This is a genomic window from Vibrio sp. ZOR0018 (assembly GCF_963865925.1).
GTDB lineage: Bacteria > Pseudomonadota > Gammaproteobacteria > Enterobacterales > Vibrionaceae > Vibrio > Vibrio anguillarum.
Genome location: NZ_CAWMCN010000099.1, coordinates 132,149 through 148,501 on the forward strand (window position 1 = coordinate 132,149; position 16,353 = coordinate 148,501).

The following is a 16,353-nucleotide window of genomic DNA, read 5'->3' on the forward strand; positions in this document are numbered from 1 at the left end:
ACTAGCCTTATAGAATAGCGAAAGGTTTTGGTTCCTTGTTTCTACGCCATTTGAGACAATGCATCCGTAATTCTCACTACGACCTATAAAAAATTATGAAAACAGAGTTGGCACTGCATGATCGAACGTTGAGCTTGCACCGTTTCCCACATCGTTCAAACGAAACATTACAAGCTTGGGATGCGGGCGATGAATATATGATTAATCATATTGAAGCGTTGAATTTAGCAATAGGCAAACGCATCCTTATTTTAAACGATCACTTTGGCGCTCTATCGTGTTGGTTTGCAGATAAGCATCACGTCACCATGATGAGCGACTCTTTTATTTCGCAACAAGGTACGTTAAACAATCTTCAGCGCAATCAGTGCCGCAACGTGCAATTGCTCTCAACAATGGATGCCATCCCTGAATCGGTCGATCTGGTGCTTTTTCAATTGCCCAAGAGCAATCGCCACTTGGTTTGGCAATTAAGCCAACTCCGTCAGTCCCTTGCCCAAGATTGCCCTGTGATAGCGGTCAACAAAGCGAAAGAGATCCACACATCAACCTTAAACTTATTTGAAAAGTATTTAGGTTCAACAAGCACTTCTCTTGCATGGAAAAAACACCGCCTCGTTTTTTCAGCACCGAACGTATCACCGATTGAAACGGTGGAACCCATAACTGAATGGGCCGTAGAAAGCGAATCCATCCGTCTAAAAAATCTGCCGAATGTCTACTCAGGTGAGGGATTGGATCTCGGCGCACGCTTTTTTCTACAGCATCTTCCACAAGATCCTAAGTTACAGCACATCATCGACCTTGGATGCGGCAACGGGGTGTTATCAATCAAGATGGGCCAACTCAATCCTCAAGTACGCATGACCTGCGTTGATGAAAGCTTGATGGCCGTCGAGTCTGCAAAGCTAAATTTGCTGGGGAATTTAGGAGAAGATCGCAATATTCAATGCATTGCGAATAACTGCTTAGATGGTTTTCAACAAGAGAGTAGCTGTTTAGTATTGTGCAACCCACCATTCCATCAACAACAAGCTATCACGGATCACATTGCTTGGCAGATGTTCTGTGATGCAAAGCATGTTCTTAAAAAAGGGGGACGATTATTAGTGATCGGCAATCGCCACCTCGGCTACGATGTAAAACTAGCAAGATTATTTGGCCAAGGGCAGGTAAAAACTGTCGCGACCAACCATAAATTTGTTATCTTACAAGCAACTAAATAGGCAAGGATAAGAAAGGAAATGACCATGAAAAAACTGGTTCTCGCAGCCTCAATCGCATTACTCACCGCTTGTGCCGCACCTCAGCAACAGCAAATCAACTTTATGCCTACTGCAACGACCAGCAAAAATACGGTCGTCAACAATAAAGCCTTTACTCTGGTTAGCAAAGATGTTCGATCGGCGCAATATGTGGCTTTAGTGGATAGTGGCCGCTCTAATATTGAGCCAATTCATGCCAAACAAAATGTTCGCATTGCGGTTGAGAATGCGTTGGCAGAACAATTTAGCTCTCAAGGCTATCGCTTAACAGTGAACAGCGAAAACAATGTCACCGTTGAAATTGCAGAAGCACTAGTGACGGTAAAACACAGCGTCATGTCGAATGAAATGGATGGCAGTGTCACGCTTGAAATCACCGCGGAAACACCAAAAGGCAAATTGGTGAAAACGTTCAACGGAACGGCAAAACGTTCCGGTACACTCAGCGCTTCAAATGATGAGATTGAAATGGTACTCAACGATGTCATGAACTTGGTACTTAAAGAAATTGCCAATGACAGCGAACTTAATGGTTATTTACAGGAGCGATTTTAATGTTACGTTCTCTCGTTACGACATTAGCGCTCGTCAGTTGCACTGCGTTTTCGGCGCCCAACGTCCTAATTGAGACGAACTTAGGGTCATTTACTGTTGAACTTAATACAGAGAAAGCGCCAACGACTGTCGCAAACTTCGTAAAATATGTTGAAGATGGCAGTTATGTTGGCAGCCAGTTCCACCGCGTTATCCCAGGGTTTATGGCACAAGGCGGCGGATTTGATGCGGATTTAAAACAACTCACCACTTACGCTCCCATCAAAAATGAAGCGAGCAATGGGTTGACTAATGACACCGCGACGATCGCAATGGCCCGTACCAATGATCCTAACTCGGCTACTCGCCAATTCTTTATTAACTTGGTCGATAATGATTTTCTCAACTACAACGCTCGCCCACCGGGTTATGCAGTCTTTGGTAAAGTCACGCAAGGGTTTGATGTTGTGCAAAAAATGGCTCAACAGCCGACCAGCACGAAAGGGCGAATGCAAGACGTTCCCATCGAACCAATCGTTATTACGAATGTCACACTAGAACAATAACCATACCAACGCCGATTTATCGGCGTTTGATTTTATTGGGTCGCCTTTCGACCTAAGCTGCTTTACTGACAAGGATTCACTGTATGCCATCAACCTCCTCCTCTCTCACTTGGATGGAAACTATCCGTAGCTATCTTGATAAACGCCTATTGTGGGTATTTATGATGGGGTGTTCGAGCGGTTTTCCGTGGGTTTTGATTGGTTCAAATATGTCAGGATGGCTAAAAGATGCAGGCTTAACCACCGCTGCTATTGGTTATTTTGGCAGTGTCTTCGCAGTTTACGCGATTAATTTTCTATGGGCCCCATTGGTGGATCGCGTCAAATTACCCATTCTGACGCCATTATTAGGTCAACGCCGCAGTTGGGTATTTTTGTGCCAATCGATCATTTTGATCTGTACGTTGCTGATTGCGGGTGTCAATCCAGCCCAAAATTTGATGTTTACCTCAATGCTTGCCTTGGGCATTGCGATCGCTTCTGCCACTCAAGATATCGCGATTGATGCTTTTCGTATCGATACTTTCCCCAAATCACAAGCCAATAAGCTGCCACAAGCCTCCGCCATGGCCATCATGGGGTGGTGGACTGGATATTCTCTGCCGGGCTATCTCGCTTTTGTAAACGCCGATAGTATCGGTTGGAATGCCGTTTATTATGGCATGGCACTCTGTGTCGGGCTGTTAATGCTTTTCACGCTCTTGGTGGGCGAACCAAAAACACATCGCGAAGCACTACAGCATCAAGCGGAGCTGCGACACAATCAAGTAGTTGGTTCGAAAGTCGTCGCGTGGTTCACCGTTACCGTAATCGAACCATTTCTCGATTTCTTCAAACGCAATGGCGCGCAAGTAGCACTAACCCTGCTGTTGTTTGTCTTTTTATTCAAGATTGGCGAAGCTTTTCTTGGCCGAATGTCGATTCCATTTTACAAAGAAATTGGCTTTAGCAACGAACAAATTGGCCACTACTCGAAGTTAATTGGTTGGGGAGCAACCCTATTCTTCACTTTGATTGGCAGTATGTTTAACGTGCGATTTGGTATTGTTCGCGGCTTGATGATTGGTGGCATCGCGATGTCTGCCAGTAATTTGATGTTTTCGTGGATCGCTCAAGTTGGCCCTAATGAGCATCTGTTCTTGGCGACCATAATTGTCGATAACTTTACCACTGCGTTTTCCACCGTGGCCTTTGTTTCGTTTCTTACTGTGTTAACAGGGCAGGCATTTTCAGCAACGCAATATGCGCTATTGGCCTCTCTAGGAAACTTTGGCCGCACCACGCTGGCTTCCTTTAGCGGGGAGTTGGTCGACTATCTCAATAATTGGTCACTATTCTTTATTATTACCGCACTGATGGTAGTACCAAGCCTTATCATGCTCTACTCACTGCGCCATTATTTTGCTGATTTACTGCAAAAAGCTCGGCAGAGAGACATCGATGATATTGCCAAGCAAGGCATTGATAAGCGTTAGATGAAAAAAAGGTCGTACAATACGACCTTTTTTAATTTGATGTGCCTGCTATGGACTACGGATAGAGACCTTTACCAAATAAGTTAAACACTCTCGCAACACCTTGCGTAAACAGCATCGGCTCAGTTAGCACCGTTAAGCATAAACAATCTTCATCCACTTTGGTAAAAGGGCTGTGTTTAATACTCGCATCTCTTTGAATGAAATCACCCACTTGATAATGCCCATCTTCATCACTGAAGCCACCATGGAGCACCAAGGTCGACTCAACCCCTTTGTGTGTATGCTGAGGGATCTGCACGTTGTGATTGATGTACATCAGGTTCATGCGAGAGTCTTCAGCAATATCTAGATGGGCACTAAAAACTTTACCACCATAGCTGCGCCACTCGCCTTTAAAACGAATCAGTTGGCTCAGTGTACTAGGCAGCATCACAACGCGATCATTGACTTTAATTTCTATCGGCTCAGGCTTACGCAAGGTCGATGGGTGTAGAGTATCCAGCGCCGTGATCGTTTCAAACATCTGGTTTAAATGATCATCATTAGAAACGGCCATTCTTTGTTGCGGCAACGATTGGCTCAGCAATGCTTCGGCGGCCCGAGTTTCTAAGTATTGAACCTGTTGACGACACTGAGTACAGAGTTCAAGGTGAGTGGCAATCATAATGCCATGCGCCGCATCAATTGAACCATTGGCATACTGCTGCAGTACTTCGTTGCTTGGATGGTGGCTCATAATTGCTCCGCTTGAATAGAATGTCTAAGTTTTTCAACGGCTAGTCGTAAACGCGATTTGACAGTACCGAGAGGAATATTGAACATCTCCGCAACCTGCTGCTGGGGCAGTTCTTCAAGATACACCGCCTTCACGATGGCTTGCTGAGCTTCAGGCAACAACGCCACAAACTTTAATATTTGCTCTTTTAACATGTCATGTTCAGGACAATAATGTTCAACCAAATCAGGTGGGCAGTAGTCAGCTGGCCAAATATCATCGGCATAAACATGTAACTCTCGTCCGCGCTGCTTACGCAGGAGATCAAAACACAAATTGCGTGCAATCGTGTAAACCCACGTCGAAAGCGAACTTTTTCGGTTATCGAATAGGTGAGATTTCTGCCACACCGTGGTCATGGTTTCTTGCACCATTTCTAACGCCACTTGCTCACTGCCTACATGCTTAAACGCAAACTGTTGTAAGCGAGGAGAGAAATAACGAAACACTAAGGCAAACGCCTGCTTATCACGTTGCTTGACACGTTCCATGCATTCAGCCCAGTCTTGCTTGGTGTAGCTTGGGCTTAGCGACACACTATGCTGAGAATCACTGCTCATGCTGCGCTCTTCCTTTAGGAGTAACCGTTGTTATTGGCATACAGTAGCCATAAACCTTTATACGTGAGTAATGCATACATCGATCACTCGTCGTATTCTTTTTTATACAAAGCCACTACTACAGAGCGACTTCTCGTTTAAGTTTACTGCACGCTTTCAAAGTTAGTGTGAGACTTCGATTACCTGCAATAAAAAGTCAACCGCACTGTGCGCGTCATCCTGCTTCATTAAATCATCAAATTGTTGAATCGAGATAGGGAGCAGCTCTAGCCATCGCTGCGCCACCCAACTGGCATCATCAAAAAAACAGTGCGAATAGAGCTCGCCAAGCTGAGGGAATTGTTGATAAACCGCTTGCAGCTGGTGGCTTAAATACCATTCGTGAGGTTCTAAATCTCTTACTGGCCAACTGGGCAATAACGTGACCTGAGCAACTCGCAGGCCATCAAATTCGCTCACTACTGACTCTATTTTAAAGCGCTCCATTCCCATCACGGTTAATCCTAACATCCCATTGTCGAGCGCTTCAAAATCAACAATCTTAACCAACATCCCAAATTTAGATAACTGATTTGCTTTATTGCCTTTTTTGTTATCAATCAAACAAATCCCAAATGTAGAGTCAGACTGGCTGGATTGAGTGACCATCCTCTTATACCTTGATTCAAAGATCCGTAGCTTCATTTTCCCTTCTGGTAAAACGATTGAAGCTAAAGGAAACAGCATCAATTTCTTCATCATTCATCACTCTTCATCATGCCCGTCAATAAATACGTTGAAGATTACAAAACGATCACTAACTAAAAATGTTGGTTTATCGATTTGCATAAAACAATACCAAAGCAAACGTTTAAGTGATTAAAATCACATTAAAGATGCAAACGAACGAAATATTAATTTAGTTCCGCGCAAATATTCATTATCGTGACTTAAGTCACCAAATTTGTTCACTTTTGCATTCGCAATCACTTTTAATTGAGATTTTTATCGTTATTATTCGGGCCAATTGAACGCACATCAGAAATATACGTGTGCTGAATTATGACAAAACATAGAGAGTCCCCCTTATGCGTAAATCACTTCTAGCTCTAGGCCTAATGGCTGCAACTTCTGCTCCAGTTATGGCCGCTGACTATTCAGATGGCGACATCCATAAAAACGATTACAAATGGATGCAATTTAACCTAATGGCTGCAATCGATGAATTACCAGGTGAGTCATCACATGATTACTTAGAGATGGAATTTGGCGGCCGCTCAGGGATTTTTGATCTGTACGGTTACGTTGATATCTTTAACCTGCTAAGCAACCCAAGCAGTGACAAAGAAGGTAAAGAAAAAATCTTTATGAAATTTGCACCTCGTATGTCACTAGATGCACTTACAGGTAAAGATTTGTCTTTCGGGCCAGTGCAAGAGTTGTATGTCTCTACGCTAATGGAATGGGGTGGTAAGTCTGGCGTTAACACTCAAAAAGTGGGCCTTGGCTCTGATGTGAATGTGCCTTGGCTAGGTAAAGTAGGTTTAAACCTGTACGGTACTTACGATTCAAATAAGAAAGATTGGAATGGTTTCCAAATCTCAACCAACTGGTTCAAGCCTTTCTACTTCTTTGAAAACGGCTCATTTATCTCTTACCAAGGTTACATCGATTACCAATTTGGTATGGAAACAGGTAAAGGATACGCAACATCTAACGATGGCGGTGCTATGTTTAACGGTATCTACTGGCACTCAGACCGCTTTGCTGTGGGTTACGGTCTAAAAGGTTACAAAGATATCTACGGTATCAAAGATACTGATGGCTTCAAGTCAACTGGCTTTGGTCACTACCTAGCTGTGACTTACAAGTTCTAATCGAACCTAAGTTTTTAGCTAAATGGCGCTCTCGAGCGCCATTTTTATTGCTTTCCATTTCTACCTCATTATCCTTGGCGCAAAGTCAACAATGGAGAGGTGTTATGAATATCGTCGTGCTTGGGCCGGGCGCGGTTGGGTTGCTTTGGGCGACAAAGCTGCATGCTGCTGGACACCGCGTTTCATTATGGGGCAGACAACCTCAATCTTCACTTTCCATTGCTTTAGATAAACAGGCGTCTATTACCCTGCCCTACAATGATCACAGCGCGCTCTGCCATGCCGATCTCTTACTGATTACTGTTAAGGCTTGGCAAGTCGAGCAAGCGCTCACTCCACAGCTGAAGACACTCAATCGTGACACTATTTTACTATTGATGCACAACGGCATGGGCGCGCTTGATTCGATGCAGGATCAACTGAATGACTTTCCTATTGTGCTTTCAACCACTACGCACGGTGCACTCAAGCCGTCAATGAATCAAGTATTGCATACTGGCAAAGGCGTAACTCAATTAGGGGCTTACAACGCCCAAGGCAAGCAGTGTCAGTTTCTAGTGGATGTACTACAGCATACATTGCCAGACGTAATGTGGAATAACACGATTGAAGAAGCACTGTGGCATAAGCTTGCAATTAACTGCGCGATTAACCCGCTCACCGCATTAGAGCAATGTCGCAATGGTGAGTTAGCCGATGAACGCTTCCAACGGCCGCTGGAAAATATTGTTGCAGAAGTCGCCGATGTCATGAGCGCTGAAGGCTTTGCGATCACTCAATCATCACTGCTTGCTAAGGTTAAGCAGGTGATTCAAGCCACAGCAGAGAATTATTCGTCAATGCATCAAGATATTTTCTATCAACGTAAGACTGAGATAGACTTTATTACGGGCTATTTACTGAAGAAAGCAGAGCAACATCAGCTCGCAACACCAGAAAATAGTAAGCTATATCACGCCATTCAACAGATAGAACACAGCTGGAAAAGCCAATGAGTAAACGAATTTTAGTCCCGATAGCAACGGGCTGTGAAGAGATGGAAGCGATCACCGTGATTGATATGATGGTCAGAGCTGGCTATCAAGTCGTGGTTGCCAGTGCTAATCTCGACGGGCAATTGATGATGAAAGCCTCACGCGGAGTGACATTAACCGCAGACTGTAAACTGCTGGATGTGATCGATGAAGAGTTTGACGTGATTGCGCTGCCCGGTGGCGTTGGAGGCGCTGAGATCTTTCGTGACAATCCAGTGCTAATCGAAATGCTCAAGCAACAGCATAACCATGGTCGATGGTTGGCGGCTATTTGTGCCACGCCAGCCTTAGTTTTGCAACATCATCAGCTCTTCCCGCAAGCGATCATGACAGGGCACCCAGCTTTTCGCGATCATATCCCCACTGATTTATGGCGGGATCAACGCGTAACCATCGATACAAACCATCAATTAATCACCAGCCAAGGGCCGGGAACAGCACTTGAGTTCGCGATGGAGATCATCATATCACTCTCAGGTAAAGCACACGCATGGTCAGTTGCACAGCCAATGGTGACACAGGCAGCATTGAATTATCACAAGTTAGGTGAGCAATAATGTTTGACGTGCAGACCATTCGCGACCAATTCCCCGCGCTCAATCAAGCCGTGGATGGCGAGACTCTGATTTATCTAGACAGCGCCGCTACCACGCAAAAGCCGCAAGTGGTGATAGATGCCATTAGCCATTACTACAGTACGCAAAATGCCAATGTACATCGTGGTAGCCATCGCTTAACAGCAAAAGCGACCAGCGATTTTGAAGCGGCGCGTGACACTATGGCTCAATTTATTGGCGCATCATCTCGTAAAGAGATTATTTGGACTCGCGGAGCGACCGAAGCGATCAACCTGATCGCGCAGACTTACGCACGCAATACATTGCAAGCCGGTGATGAGATTCTGGTCAGTGAAATGGAACACCACGCCAATATAGTGCCTTGGCAAATCGTCGCGGCTCAAACCGGAGCAAGCGTCGTCAAAGTCCCCATCACGCCAGAGTGCCACTTTGATCTTGAGGCTTTTCAAGCACGATTATCGAGTAAAACCAAAATTGTCGCCCTAGCCCATACCACCAACGTGACGGGCACGCGCCAACCGATTGAAACCGTGATTAAACTGGCGCACCAAGTCGGCGCTGTGGTCGTGATTGATGGCGCGCAAGGAATTGTGCATGAAACCGTCAACGTGCGCGAACTCGACGCCGACTTTTATCTCTTTTCTGGGCACAAGCTTTACGCTCCCGCTGGCATTGGCGTTCTGTACGGAAAATTAGCGCTGCTTGAAACAATGCCTCCATGGCATGGCGGCGGCAAGATGGTAGAAAAAGTCTCGTTTGAAGGCACAACATTTGCCGAACTACCGGGGAAATTTGAAGCAGGCACACCGAATGTCGCAGGGGCGATAGCCCTTGCCAAAGCAATCGAATGGTTACAAAACTGCAATCGAATGGCCGTAGAAACTCACCTGCATAGATTGCAAGCACGCACTTATCAAGCCCTGCAACAGCTCGATGATATTCGCGTGATCGGCTATCAACCGAATGCCAGTATTCTCAGTTTTGCGATGGATGGCGTTCATCATCAAGACATAGCCACCTTACTCGATCAGCAAGGCATCGCGGTTCGCTCTGGCCATCACTGCGCTCACCCATTAATGGATGCGCTCGGGTTAACTGGCACAGTGAGAATTTCGTTTGGTATTTACAATACCGAACAAGAGGTTGAACAGTTGATCGCCGCCATCACTAAAGCGGTTGATATGCTGTAATAATTCCCCCTTTCATCAAAAGGGGGAGATGCTCAGCTTGGATCGATATTTTTTATCTTATCGACAATGGCTTTAAGGCCATTACCACGTGAAGGACTTAAATGGGCAATCAAGCCTATTTTTTCAAAATAAGCATCCACATCAAACGCTTGAATTTGTGCGTAGGTCTTGCCGTTGTACGCAGCAAGGACTAAAGCAATTAAACCACGCACAATCCGCGCATCCGAATCGGCACAGAAAGACCATATTCCTTGGTGCTCCTGCCCCACTAACCATACTTGACTCTCGCAGCCTGCAACACTGACTTGCTGCGATTTCAAAGCATCAGGCATCGTGGGCAATAACTTCCCCCACTGGATCACTTGTCGATAGCGATCTTCCCAGCCAGTAAAATTTTGCATGGTCGCCACAATGTCATCAGCGCTAATCTCACGACCAAAGGGGGAGGCAGGAAAAGGAGTCATTAACGTTACACCTTATGTTTCTGAATTAACTTTTCAACAATGCGCGCTACGGCAACAAAACCAAAGGTTGCGGTAACAACCGTCGAAGCGCCAAATCCGCTGGCGCAATCCATCCGCTTTGGCCCTTCTGCGGTTGATTTCACCGCGCACACACTGCCATCGGCTTGCGGATATTTGAGCTGCTCTGTCGAGAACACGCAATCAATACCAAACTTACGCGCAGGGTTTACAGGGAAATTATGGCGATGACGAAGCGTATCTTTGAGTTTTTTTGCCAATGGGTCTTGAATCGTTTTGGTTAAATCCGCGACCTTGATTTGAGTTGGGTCAACTTGACCACCCGCACCACCGACGGTAATCACTTTAATTTTATTGCTACGGCAATAAGCCAGTAGTGAAGCTTTCGCTTTCAAACTGTCTATCGCATCAAGCACGTAATCGAACGTTTGACTCAAATAGCGGTGCTGGTTATCTGGCGAGATAAAGTCATCAATTAAGTGCACCACACACTCAGGGTTGATGAGCTTGACCCGCTCGGCCATCACTTCAATCTTACTTTGCCCAACCGTACCGCTCATCGCATGGATTTGACGGTTGATGTTGGTGACGCACACATCGTCCATATCAATCAGCGTTAACTCGCCAATGCCGGTGCGCGCTAATGCTTCGACTGCCCACGAGCCAACGCCACCGATACCAATCACACACACATGCGCAGCACGCAGTATTTCAACCTCACGATTTCCATAAAGGCGACGAGTGCCTCCGAAGCGTTGGTTGTAGCTATCTGAAGCGGGGGTATCGAGTTCACGCATAATTAAAAGTCCGATTGAAAGCGATAGAAAAATAAAGAGTGCGATTTATACGCACTCTTTATTTAAAAGTCTAGGTCGAAACCTGTGTCACTATTGTAGCTTTTCAGGCGGCAATGCCCAAGGCGCTTGTGTGGCTGAGTTTTCTAACCCCAGTTTCCAAACGCGACCAAAATGTTTGTAATGCCCTGCTTCCGTTCCGGCGCGCTCGCCCATGCCATGGTACAGATCGAGGTGGTTATCTTTTACCGCGCCGCCCGTATCTAGCACAATCAACATTCTCAACTGATGAGCGCCACTCCATGTACCATCGGCATTGAGCAGCGGCACTTCTGCTAAAATAGGTGTGCCCATTGGAAAGATGGAACGATCTCCGGCCACCGAGGCCATCGGCAGTAGTGGAATACCGGCAGAGCCAGTGACAGGGGCTGCCGCTTTGGGCGCAAAAAAGACATAGGAAGGATTTTGCTCTAGCAGCTCTCTCACCGTCGGTTCATCATTGGCTAGCACCCATTCCTTGATCGCTTTGAGTGACATTTTCTCTCGTGTCACTTCACCTCGTTCAATCAAGACTTTGCCAATACTGATGTAGGCTTTGTTATTCTTACCCGCGTAAGCGAAGTACTCAAGCGTATCGTCATCTTCAAAATGCACAAAACCACTGCCTTGCACCTCCATAATGAAAGGGTCAATCAGGTTCGCCGCATAACCTAACTCAAGCCCTTTTTCAGCTAACGCACCATCATAAATTTGCGCACGCGTTGGGCAATCGGCCGAACATTCAGGCAAACCAAATACGGGATATTTGAATATTTCATCCGGTTGATGGCGAAGCTCCATTACCGGAGAAAAATAGCCAGTGAAAAGCACATTACCTTTTTTATCGCCACCACCAAGCTGCGCCGCTTGTATTCCAAAATTCGCCAAATCTTGTGGATCACCACTTTGCAAAATCCATTCACTGATCTGTTGATACAAAGGTTGATAAATCGCTGCCATCGACGCCGAGCGAGTCACCACTTGTTCGCTCTGTTTGGAAAATTGCGTAAAGTCACGTGGCGTATTGGACTGCACCGTGTCTACTTTGTTGAGCGCTTTAGAGAAATCACCATCCAAATATTGCTGAGCACGGTCGGTCGGTTGCGCACAACCAAACAGCAGCAGTACTGCCGCAAGAGGAAAAATTTGCTTAATCACAGAAGTTATCCGTTATTTGAGTTGCTAAAAGCATGACAAACTCGCGCCTAAACCGCAATCAGCGAATTGTTAACGGAGGTTTTTTTGGTATTTTCCTGACAATCGGAAGGTTGGATTGTAGTGCGACGACGACATTTGTGTCATTTCGGTATTGTTATCATCACGCATTTTGTAACGATAGCTCGTATCACCAATCTGGTATTCTAAAAAATGACCATCAAACTCAAATGAAGTGGTGAGTACTCGGCCACTACTGATCACGCCTGCTTTCCCCAATTCAATTCGTTTGGCTGAATAAGGGGCAACATACTGCTCAACCCAAACCCCATACACCTCATCCTTTGGCGAAAAATAGTTTTCCAACCGAGTAAAGAGATCACCGTATAGCGACGCTACGGAAAGCAAGCCAATCATCACAACCAGCATCAAGCCTCGTTCAATGTACTTACGTCTTCGCAAGTTTGTGAACTGAGGCGTAGCCGTAAGGCCTACGTTTTTTGTCATTTTCATACGACTCAACTCGTTGGTTTTGGCCATATTTCGCCTTTATTGGCAAGCAGTCTAACGTGTCCTAAATCAGAGATAAAATCGGCGATTGAATAATTGCACCAAACTCAAAAAACCACTTGCCGACACATGAATAAAAAGTCATTATTTGAACATATTTAAACACCAAGGTGCTCTCAGAGTGAAAATTCGCAGTACAGCTCTCGTTAAAGGATTTAGACAATCTGCTCCCTATGTTAACGCTCACCGTGGTAAAACCATGGTGATCATGCTCGGCGGTGAAGCGATTGCCGATAAAAATTTCGCTAATATCATCAGCGATCTCGCACTGCTGCATAGCCTTGGTGTCAAAATTGTTTTGGTGCACGGTGCTCGCCCACAAATCAATCAAATTCTGGCGACACATCATTGCTCCACTCCTTATCACAAAGGCATTCGGGTCACTGATGAGGAAGCGCTCAGCTTAGTCATGCAAGCCGCGGGGCAGCTCCAACTCGCTATCACAGCACGCCTTTCAATGAGCTTAAATAACACACCAATGGCTGGTACTCAGCTCAATATCGTTAGTGGCAATTTTGTTATCTCTCAACCATTAGGTATAGATGATGGTGTCGATTATTGCCACAGTGGCCGCATTCGCCGTATTGATATTGAAGGCATCAACCGTATGCTTGACCAAGGTTCGATCGTGCTACTGGGGCCTATTGCGAGTTCCGTCACTGGCGAATGTTTTAATTTGCTCTCTGAAGAAGTAGCCACACAAGTCGCAATACGCCTAAAAGCAGATAAGCTGATCGGTTTTTGCTCAGAGCAAGGCATTATCGATGAGCAAGGCAATGCGATTGCTGAACTGTTCCCATCTGATGTTGAACGGATAATGCAGCGTATTGAAGCAGATACCGACCAAGTTCAGGATAATAGCTCAGGTACCTCACGCTTTCTGCGAGCCGCCGTTTCAGCGTGCCGCGCAGGTGTGCCACGTAGTCACTTAGTCAGTTACAAACAAGATGGTGCTTTGATCCAAGAGTTGTTCTCTTTTGACGGGATCGGTACTCAGATTGTCATGGCAAGTGCCGAACAAGTCCGTCAGGCACAGATCGATGATATCGGCGGAATTTTCGATTTAATCCGCCCGTTAGAAGAACAAGGAATATTAGTACGGCGTTCGCGTGAGCAGTTAGAGCAAGAGATCCACAAATTCACGATTATTGATAAAGATGGCTTATTGATTGGTTGCGCCGCGCTTTACCCTTACCCAGAAGAGGGCATGGCAGAAATGGCGTGTGTCGCTATTCACCAGGAGTATCGGGACGGCAACCGCGGTTTATTGTTACTCAATCACATGAAGCAACAGGCAAAATCGATGCGTTTAGATCGCCTCTTTGTTTTGACAACGCACAGTTTGCATTGGTTTAGAGAACAAGGTTTTTATGAAGTCGGTGTGGAATCGTTACCGATAACTAAACAGAGTTTGTACAACTATCAACGCCGTTCAAAAATTTTAGTCCTGACGCTCTAACGTCAGGATATTGTATTTATTCGTTAAGTTATGGTGAATAGTTTATCTTTGATCAAGTGCAAACGTTTTCATTATTTTGTATACAAAATAAGCGCTTTATTTAACTTAATATTATGTGTAGAATCCGCCGACATCATTAACGATGTACATTTAATGAACAACACAGGAACTTGGCTTTATACCGATTGGTCAGATACCAGTAGGTCGGCTTGCACGGATTGCTTTTACTACGACACGTACTTAAGAGCAAAAATTCTATGAAAACTGTTATTTGTAACTCACTTCAAAGCTTTTGGGATATGGCTGATAACCAATTCCTTGAAGGCCAACATGTGCATTGCGTATTTCCCGTTAACGACAAGCTACGAGTCTTTATACTCAGCTCGCAAGATCGTTATAAAATCAGAAACATCTCTTTTACTCATGCTTTCGCATAGCAGCACACCAAATCAGTAATTGAGCTTCCCCCAAACAACGGAATGAATTGAACATACCATGTAAATTTCAAACTGTGTGGGGACAGCTCAAACTCGTTTATCCTAGTTGCTGATTTACGCTAGTCTCTTGTCTAATCTCGTAACTAAGCCGCTGGCTCGCTGCGTTTTTATCTTGAGCCCTCGTTTCATCGTTCCCATGTCAGCAAAAAGCATCAGCTGCTTCTTGGCGCGCGTAATGCCAGTATAGATAAGCTCTCTGGTCAATATCGGGCTAAAATCAGGCGGTAAAATCATCAGCGTTAGATCAAACTCACTGCCTTGTGATTTATGAATGGTCATCGCATAGGCTGTTTCGTGCTCTGGTACGCGGCTTGGTAAAATAGCTTTCACGCTACCATCTGGCAGCTCAAAATACACCTTCAAACGCGGTTCTTGCTCGCTCGTATCAAGCATGCATATGCCGATATCACCATTATACAAACCCAGCCCATGATCATTACGCGCCACCATCACGGGTCGGCCGTGATACCAAATCTCATCTTGAGTCTTAATCAACTTACGTGCGACCAGTGCACGTTCAATACGTTGATTCAAACCACTTACCCCAAAATCCCCTTCACGAATAGCACAAAGCAAACGGCATTGATTAAAGCAATCCAATACGGCTTTGGCTTTTTGGGCTTGAGTTTCCAAAGCGTCAGCACCAGAACTCTCGATGCGCGTGAGATAACGACCATACTCCTTGACTAAGGTTTTCAGCATTAGGTTATAGCTTTCACTGCTGAGTGAGTGGTGCGTAATATCAGCATAATTACGTTTTAACACCTCATCCACCATAGCCACTTGCCCAGCATTGATCGCTTTTGCTAATTGACCAATGCCTGATCGGACATCAAAGCGGTAGCTTTTTTGCAGCATGCATAAGCTGTCTGAAATCGGGGTTGCGTTAGGGTGTGAATGAGCAATCAGTGTTTGATAGCCTGTTAACTTAGCTAGGTACTCGCTGTGCGCTCGGCTGTAGCCTAAGGTTAAAAATGAACAAATGTCCCCCAGCACAGCGCCCGCTTCGACTGACGCGAGTTGGTCTTTATCACCCAGTAAAATCAAGCGCGCGTGTTTGGGTAATGCCTCGATTAACTTGACCATCATCGGTAAATCGACCATCGATGCTTCATCAACCACCAATATATCCAAATGCAGCGGGTTACGCTGATGGTGACGAAACTCAACACTGTTAGGTATGACGCCCAATAAACGGTGAAGAGTGCTCGACTCGGTGGGAATCGCCGCTTTCAACGCCGGCTCAACCGCCAGTTCAGCCACCGCTTTACCGATCGATTCCGTTAAACGTGCCGCAGCTTTACCCGTTGGTGCGACCAATTTAATGGTGGGCGTCTCACCTTGCTGTTGGGCTTGGGTAATCAAAGCGGCTAGTAATTTGGTAACCGTGGTGGTTTTACCGGTTCCCGGCCCGCCAGAAATCACGGCAAAGCGGCGTGTCAGTGCCACTGCCGCTGCGACTTTTTGCCAGTTGATGCAAACGCTTTGCGGGATCAGCGTCTCTAATGCTTCGAGTTCTTT

18 protein-coding genes are annotated in these 16,353 nt (G+C 45.6%); 10 read left to right on the forward strand and 8 right to left on the reverse strand.

Annotated elements, in window-relative coordinates:
• The first annotated feature begins 95 nt into the window (after positions 1-95).
• The 4 genes from AACR75_RS07075 to AACR75_RS07090 all read left to right on the forward strand — a co-directional run bounded on the left by AACR75_RS07075 (position 96) and on the right by AACR75_RS07090 (position 3,840).
• Positions 96-1,226, forward strand: a complete 1,131-nt coding sequence (locus AACR75_RS07075; protein WP_047689360.1) for a methyltransferase — start codon at positions 96-98, stop codon at positions 1,224-1,226.
• Positions 1,227-1,250: 24 nt separating this feature from the next.
• Positions 1,251-1,820, forward strand: coding sequence for a YajG family lipoprotein (locus tag AACR75_RS07080; RefSeq protein ID WP_026027920.1), 570 nt, complete (start codon positions 1,251-1,253; stop codon positions 1,818-1,820).
• Positions 1,820-2,365, forward strand: a complete 546-nt coding sequence (locus AACR75_RS07085; protein ID WP_013856167.1) for a peptidylprolyl isomerase — start codon at positions 1,820-1,822, stop codon at positions 2,363-2,365. Before AACR75_RS07080 ends, AACR75_RS07085 begins: the two co-directional genes overlap by 1 nt.
• Positions 2,366-2,448: 83 nt before the next feature.
• Positions 2,449-3,840: an AmpG family muropeptide MFS transporter gene (locus AACR75_RS07090; protein WP_026029152.1), complete on the forward strand. Its 1,392-nt coding sequence runs from the start codon at positions 2,449-2,451 to the stop codon at positions 3,838-3,840.
• Between the two features lie 55 nt (positions 3,841-3,895).
• On the opposite strand, the gene AACR75_RS07095 is transcribed toward AACR75_RS07090, so the two are convergent.
• The 3 genes from AACR75_RS07095 to AACR75_RS07105 form a co-directional block, all read right to left on the reverse strand.
• On the reverse strand, positions 3,896-4,579 hold the full coding sequence (locus AACR75_RS07095; RefSeq protein WP_017044032.1) for a ChrR family anti-sigma-E factor: 684 nt from the start codon (positions 4,577-4,579) through the stop codon (positions 3,896-3,898).
• Positions 4,576-5,178 carry an RNA polymerase sigma factor gene (locus tag AACR75_RS07100; RefSeq protein WP_047689363.1) on the reverse strand — a complete coding sequence of 201 codons (603 nt, stop codon included), beginning with the start codon at positions 5,176-5,178 and terminating at the stop codon, positions 4,576-4,578. Before AACR75_RS07100 ends, AACR75_RS07095 begins: the two co-directional genes overlap by 4 nt.
• A 162-nt stretch (positions 5,179-5,340) precedes the next feature.
• Positions 5,341-5,916 carry an LON peptidase substrate-binding domain-containing protein gene (locus tag AACR75_RS07105; RefSeq protein ID WP_197056799.1) on the reverse strand — a complete coding sequence of 192 codons (576 nt, stop codon included), beginning with the start codon at positions 5,914-5,916 and terminating at the stop codon, positions 5,341-5,343.
• 329 nt (positions 5,917-6,245) lie between these two features.
• Between AACR75_RS07105 and AACR75_RS07110 the strand changes: the two genes are divergently transcribed.
• From AACR75_RS07110 to csdA, 4 genes are all read left to right on the forward strand, one after another.
• Positions 6,246-7,034: a nucleoside-specific channel-forming Tsx family protein gene (locus AACR75_RS07110; RefSeq protein WP_047689368.1), complete on the forward strand. Its 789-nt coding sequence runs from the start codon at positions 6,246-6,248 to the stop codon at positions 7,032-7,034.
• A gap of 104 nt (positions 7,035-7,138) precedes the next feature.
• Positions 7,139-8,029, forward strand: coding sequence for a 2-dehydropantoate 2-reductase (gene panE / locus AACR75_RS07115; protein WP_047689370.1), 891 nt, complete (start codon positions 7,139-7,141; stop codon positions 8,027-8,029).
• Positions 8,026-8,625 carry a DJ-1 family glyoxalase III gene (locus AACR75_RS07120; RefSeq protein ID WP_017049729.1) on the forward strand — a complete coding sequence of 200 codons (600 nt, stop codon included), beginning with the start codon at positions 8,026-8,028 and terminating at the stop codon, positions 8,623-8,625. The genes panE and AACR75_RS07120 overlap by 4 nt, the downstream gene beginning before the upstream one ends.
• Positions 8,625-9,836 carry a cysteine desulfurase CsdA gene (csdA, locus tag AACR75_RS07125; protein ID WP_047689373.1) on the forward strand — a complete coding sequence of 404 codons (1,212 nt, stop codon included), beginning with the start codon at positions 8,625-8,627 and terminating at the stop codon, positions 9,834-9,836. Before AACR75_RS07120 ends, csdA begins: the two co-directional genes overlap by 1 nt.
• A gap of 32 nt (positions 9,837-9,868) precedes the next feature.
• On the opposite strand, the gene csdE is transcribed toward csdA, so the two are convergent.
• The 4 genes from csdE to AACR75_RS07145 all read right to left on the reverse strand — a co-directional run bounded on the left by csdE (position 9,869) and on the right by AACR75_RS07145 (position 12,846).
• Positions 9,869-10,300, reverse strand: a complete 432-nt coding sequence (gene csdE, locus AACR75_RS07130; protein WP_017046572.1) for a cysteine desulfurase sulfur acceptor subunit CsdE — start codon at positions 10,298-10,300, stop codon at positions 9,869-9,871.
• A gap of 5 nt (positions 10,301-10,305) precedes the next feature.
• Positions 10,306-11,115 carry a tRNA cyclic N6-threonylcarbamoyladenosine(37) synthase TcdA gene (gene tcdA / locus AACR75_RS07135; protein WP_047689375.1) on the reverse strand — a complete coding sequence of 270 codons (810 nt, stop codon included), beginning with the start codon at positions 11,113-11,115 and terminating at the stop codon, positions 10,306-10,308.
• A 90-nt stretch (positions 11,116-11,205) separates the two neighbouring features.
• Positions 11,206-12,309, reverse strand: a complete 1,104-nt coding sequence (gene mltA / locus AACR75_RS07140; RefSeq protein ID WP_013856156.1) for a murein transglycosylase A — start codon at positions 12,307-12,309, stop codon at positions 11,206-11,208.
• Between the two features lie 69 nt (positions 12,310-12,378).
• A complete protein-coding gene (locus tag AACR75_RS07145) occupies positions 12,379-12,846 on the reverse strand; it encodes a DUF2850 domain-containing protein (protein WP_013856155.1) in 468 nt (155 codons plus the stop codon).
• A gap of 151 nt (positions 12,847-12,997) precedes the next feature.
• Between AACR75_RS07145 and argA the strand changes: the two genes are divergently transcribed.
• The gene (argA, locus tag AACR75_RS07150; RefSeq protein ID WP_026027647.1) at positions 12,998-14,335 is read left to right on the forward strand and encodes an amino-acid N-acetyltransferase; all 1,338 of its coding nucleotides are present in this window, start codon (positions 12,998-13,000) and stop codon (positions 14,333-14,335) included.
• A gap of 257 nt (positions 14,336-14,592) precedes the next feature.
• Entirely contained in the window at positions 14,593-14,772 is a 180-nt protein-coding gene (locus AACR75_RS07155; protein ID WP_013856153.1) for a hypothetical protein, read from the forward strand.
• Positions 14,773-14,886: 114 nt separating this feature from the next.
• On the opposite strand, the gene recD is transcribed toward AACR75_RS07155, so the two are convergent.
• On the reverse strand, positions 14,887-16,353 hold a 1,467-nt coding region (recD, locus tag AACR75_RS07160), incomplete at its 5' end, for an exodeoxyribonuclease V subunit alpha (protein ID WP_047689378.1).

Coding starts and splice junctions, on each gene's coding strand:
- AACR75_RS07155 (WP_013856153.1), top strand. CDS start 14,593: ATGAAAACTGTTATTTGTAACTCACTTCAAAGCTTTTGGGATATGGCT.
- AACR75_RS07100 (WP_047689363.1), bottom strand. CDS start 5,178: ATGAGCAGTGATTCTCAGCATAGTGTGTCGCTAAGCCCAAGCTACACC.
- AACR75_RS07080 (WP_026027920.1), top strand. CDS start 1,251: ATGAAAAAACTGGTTCTCGCAGCCTCAATCGCATTACTCACCGCTTGT.
- AACR75_RS07120 (WP_017049729.1), top strand. CDS start 8,026: ATGAGTAAACGAATTTTAGTCCCGATAGCAACGGGCTGTGAAGAGATG.
- AACR75_RS07085 (WP_013856167.1), top strand. CDS start 1,820: ATGTTACGTTCTCTCGTTACGACATTAGCGCTCGTCAGTTGCACTGCG.
- AACR75_RS07075 (WP_047689360.1), top strand. CDS start 96: ATGAAAACAGAGTTGGCACTGCATGATCGAACGTTGAGCTTGCACCGT.
- tcdA (WP_047689375.1), bottom strand. CDS start 11,115: ATGCGTGAACTCGATACCCCCGCTTCAGATAGCTACAACCAACGCTTC.
- AACR75_RS07090 (WP_026029152.1), top strand. CDS start 2,449: ATGCCATCAACCTCCTCCTCTCTCACTTGGATGGAAACTATCCGTAGC.
- panE (WP_047689370.1), top strand. CDS start 7,139: ATGAATATCGTCGTGCTTGGGCCGGGCGCGGTTGGGTTGCTTTGGGCG.
- AACR75_RS07095 (WP_017044032.1), bottom strand. CDS start 4,579: ATGAGCCACCATCCAAGCAACGAAGTACTGCAGCAGTATGCCAATGGT.
- AACR75_RS07110 (WP_047689368.1), top strand. CDS start 6,246: ATGCGTAAATCACTTCTAGCTCTAGGCCTAATGGCTGCAACTTCTGCT.
- csdA (WP_047689373.1), top strand. CDS start 8,625: ATGTTTGACGTGCAGACCATTCGCGACCAATTCCCCGCGCTCAATCAA.
- csdE (WP_017046572.1), bottom strand. CDS start 10,300: ATGACTCCTTTTCCTGCCTCCCCCTTTGGTCGTGAGATTAGCGCTGAT.
- AACR75_RS07105 (WP_197056799.1), bottom strand. CDS start 5,916: ATGAAGAAATTGATGCTGTTTCCTTTAGCTTCAATCGTTTTACCAGAA.
- AACR75_RS07145 (WP_013856155.1), bottom strand. CDS start 12,846: ATGGCCAAAACCAACGAGTTGAGTCGTATGAAAATGACAAAAAACGTA.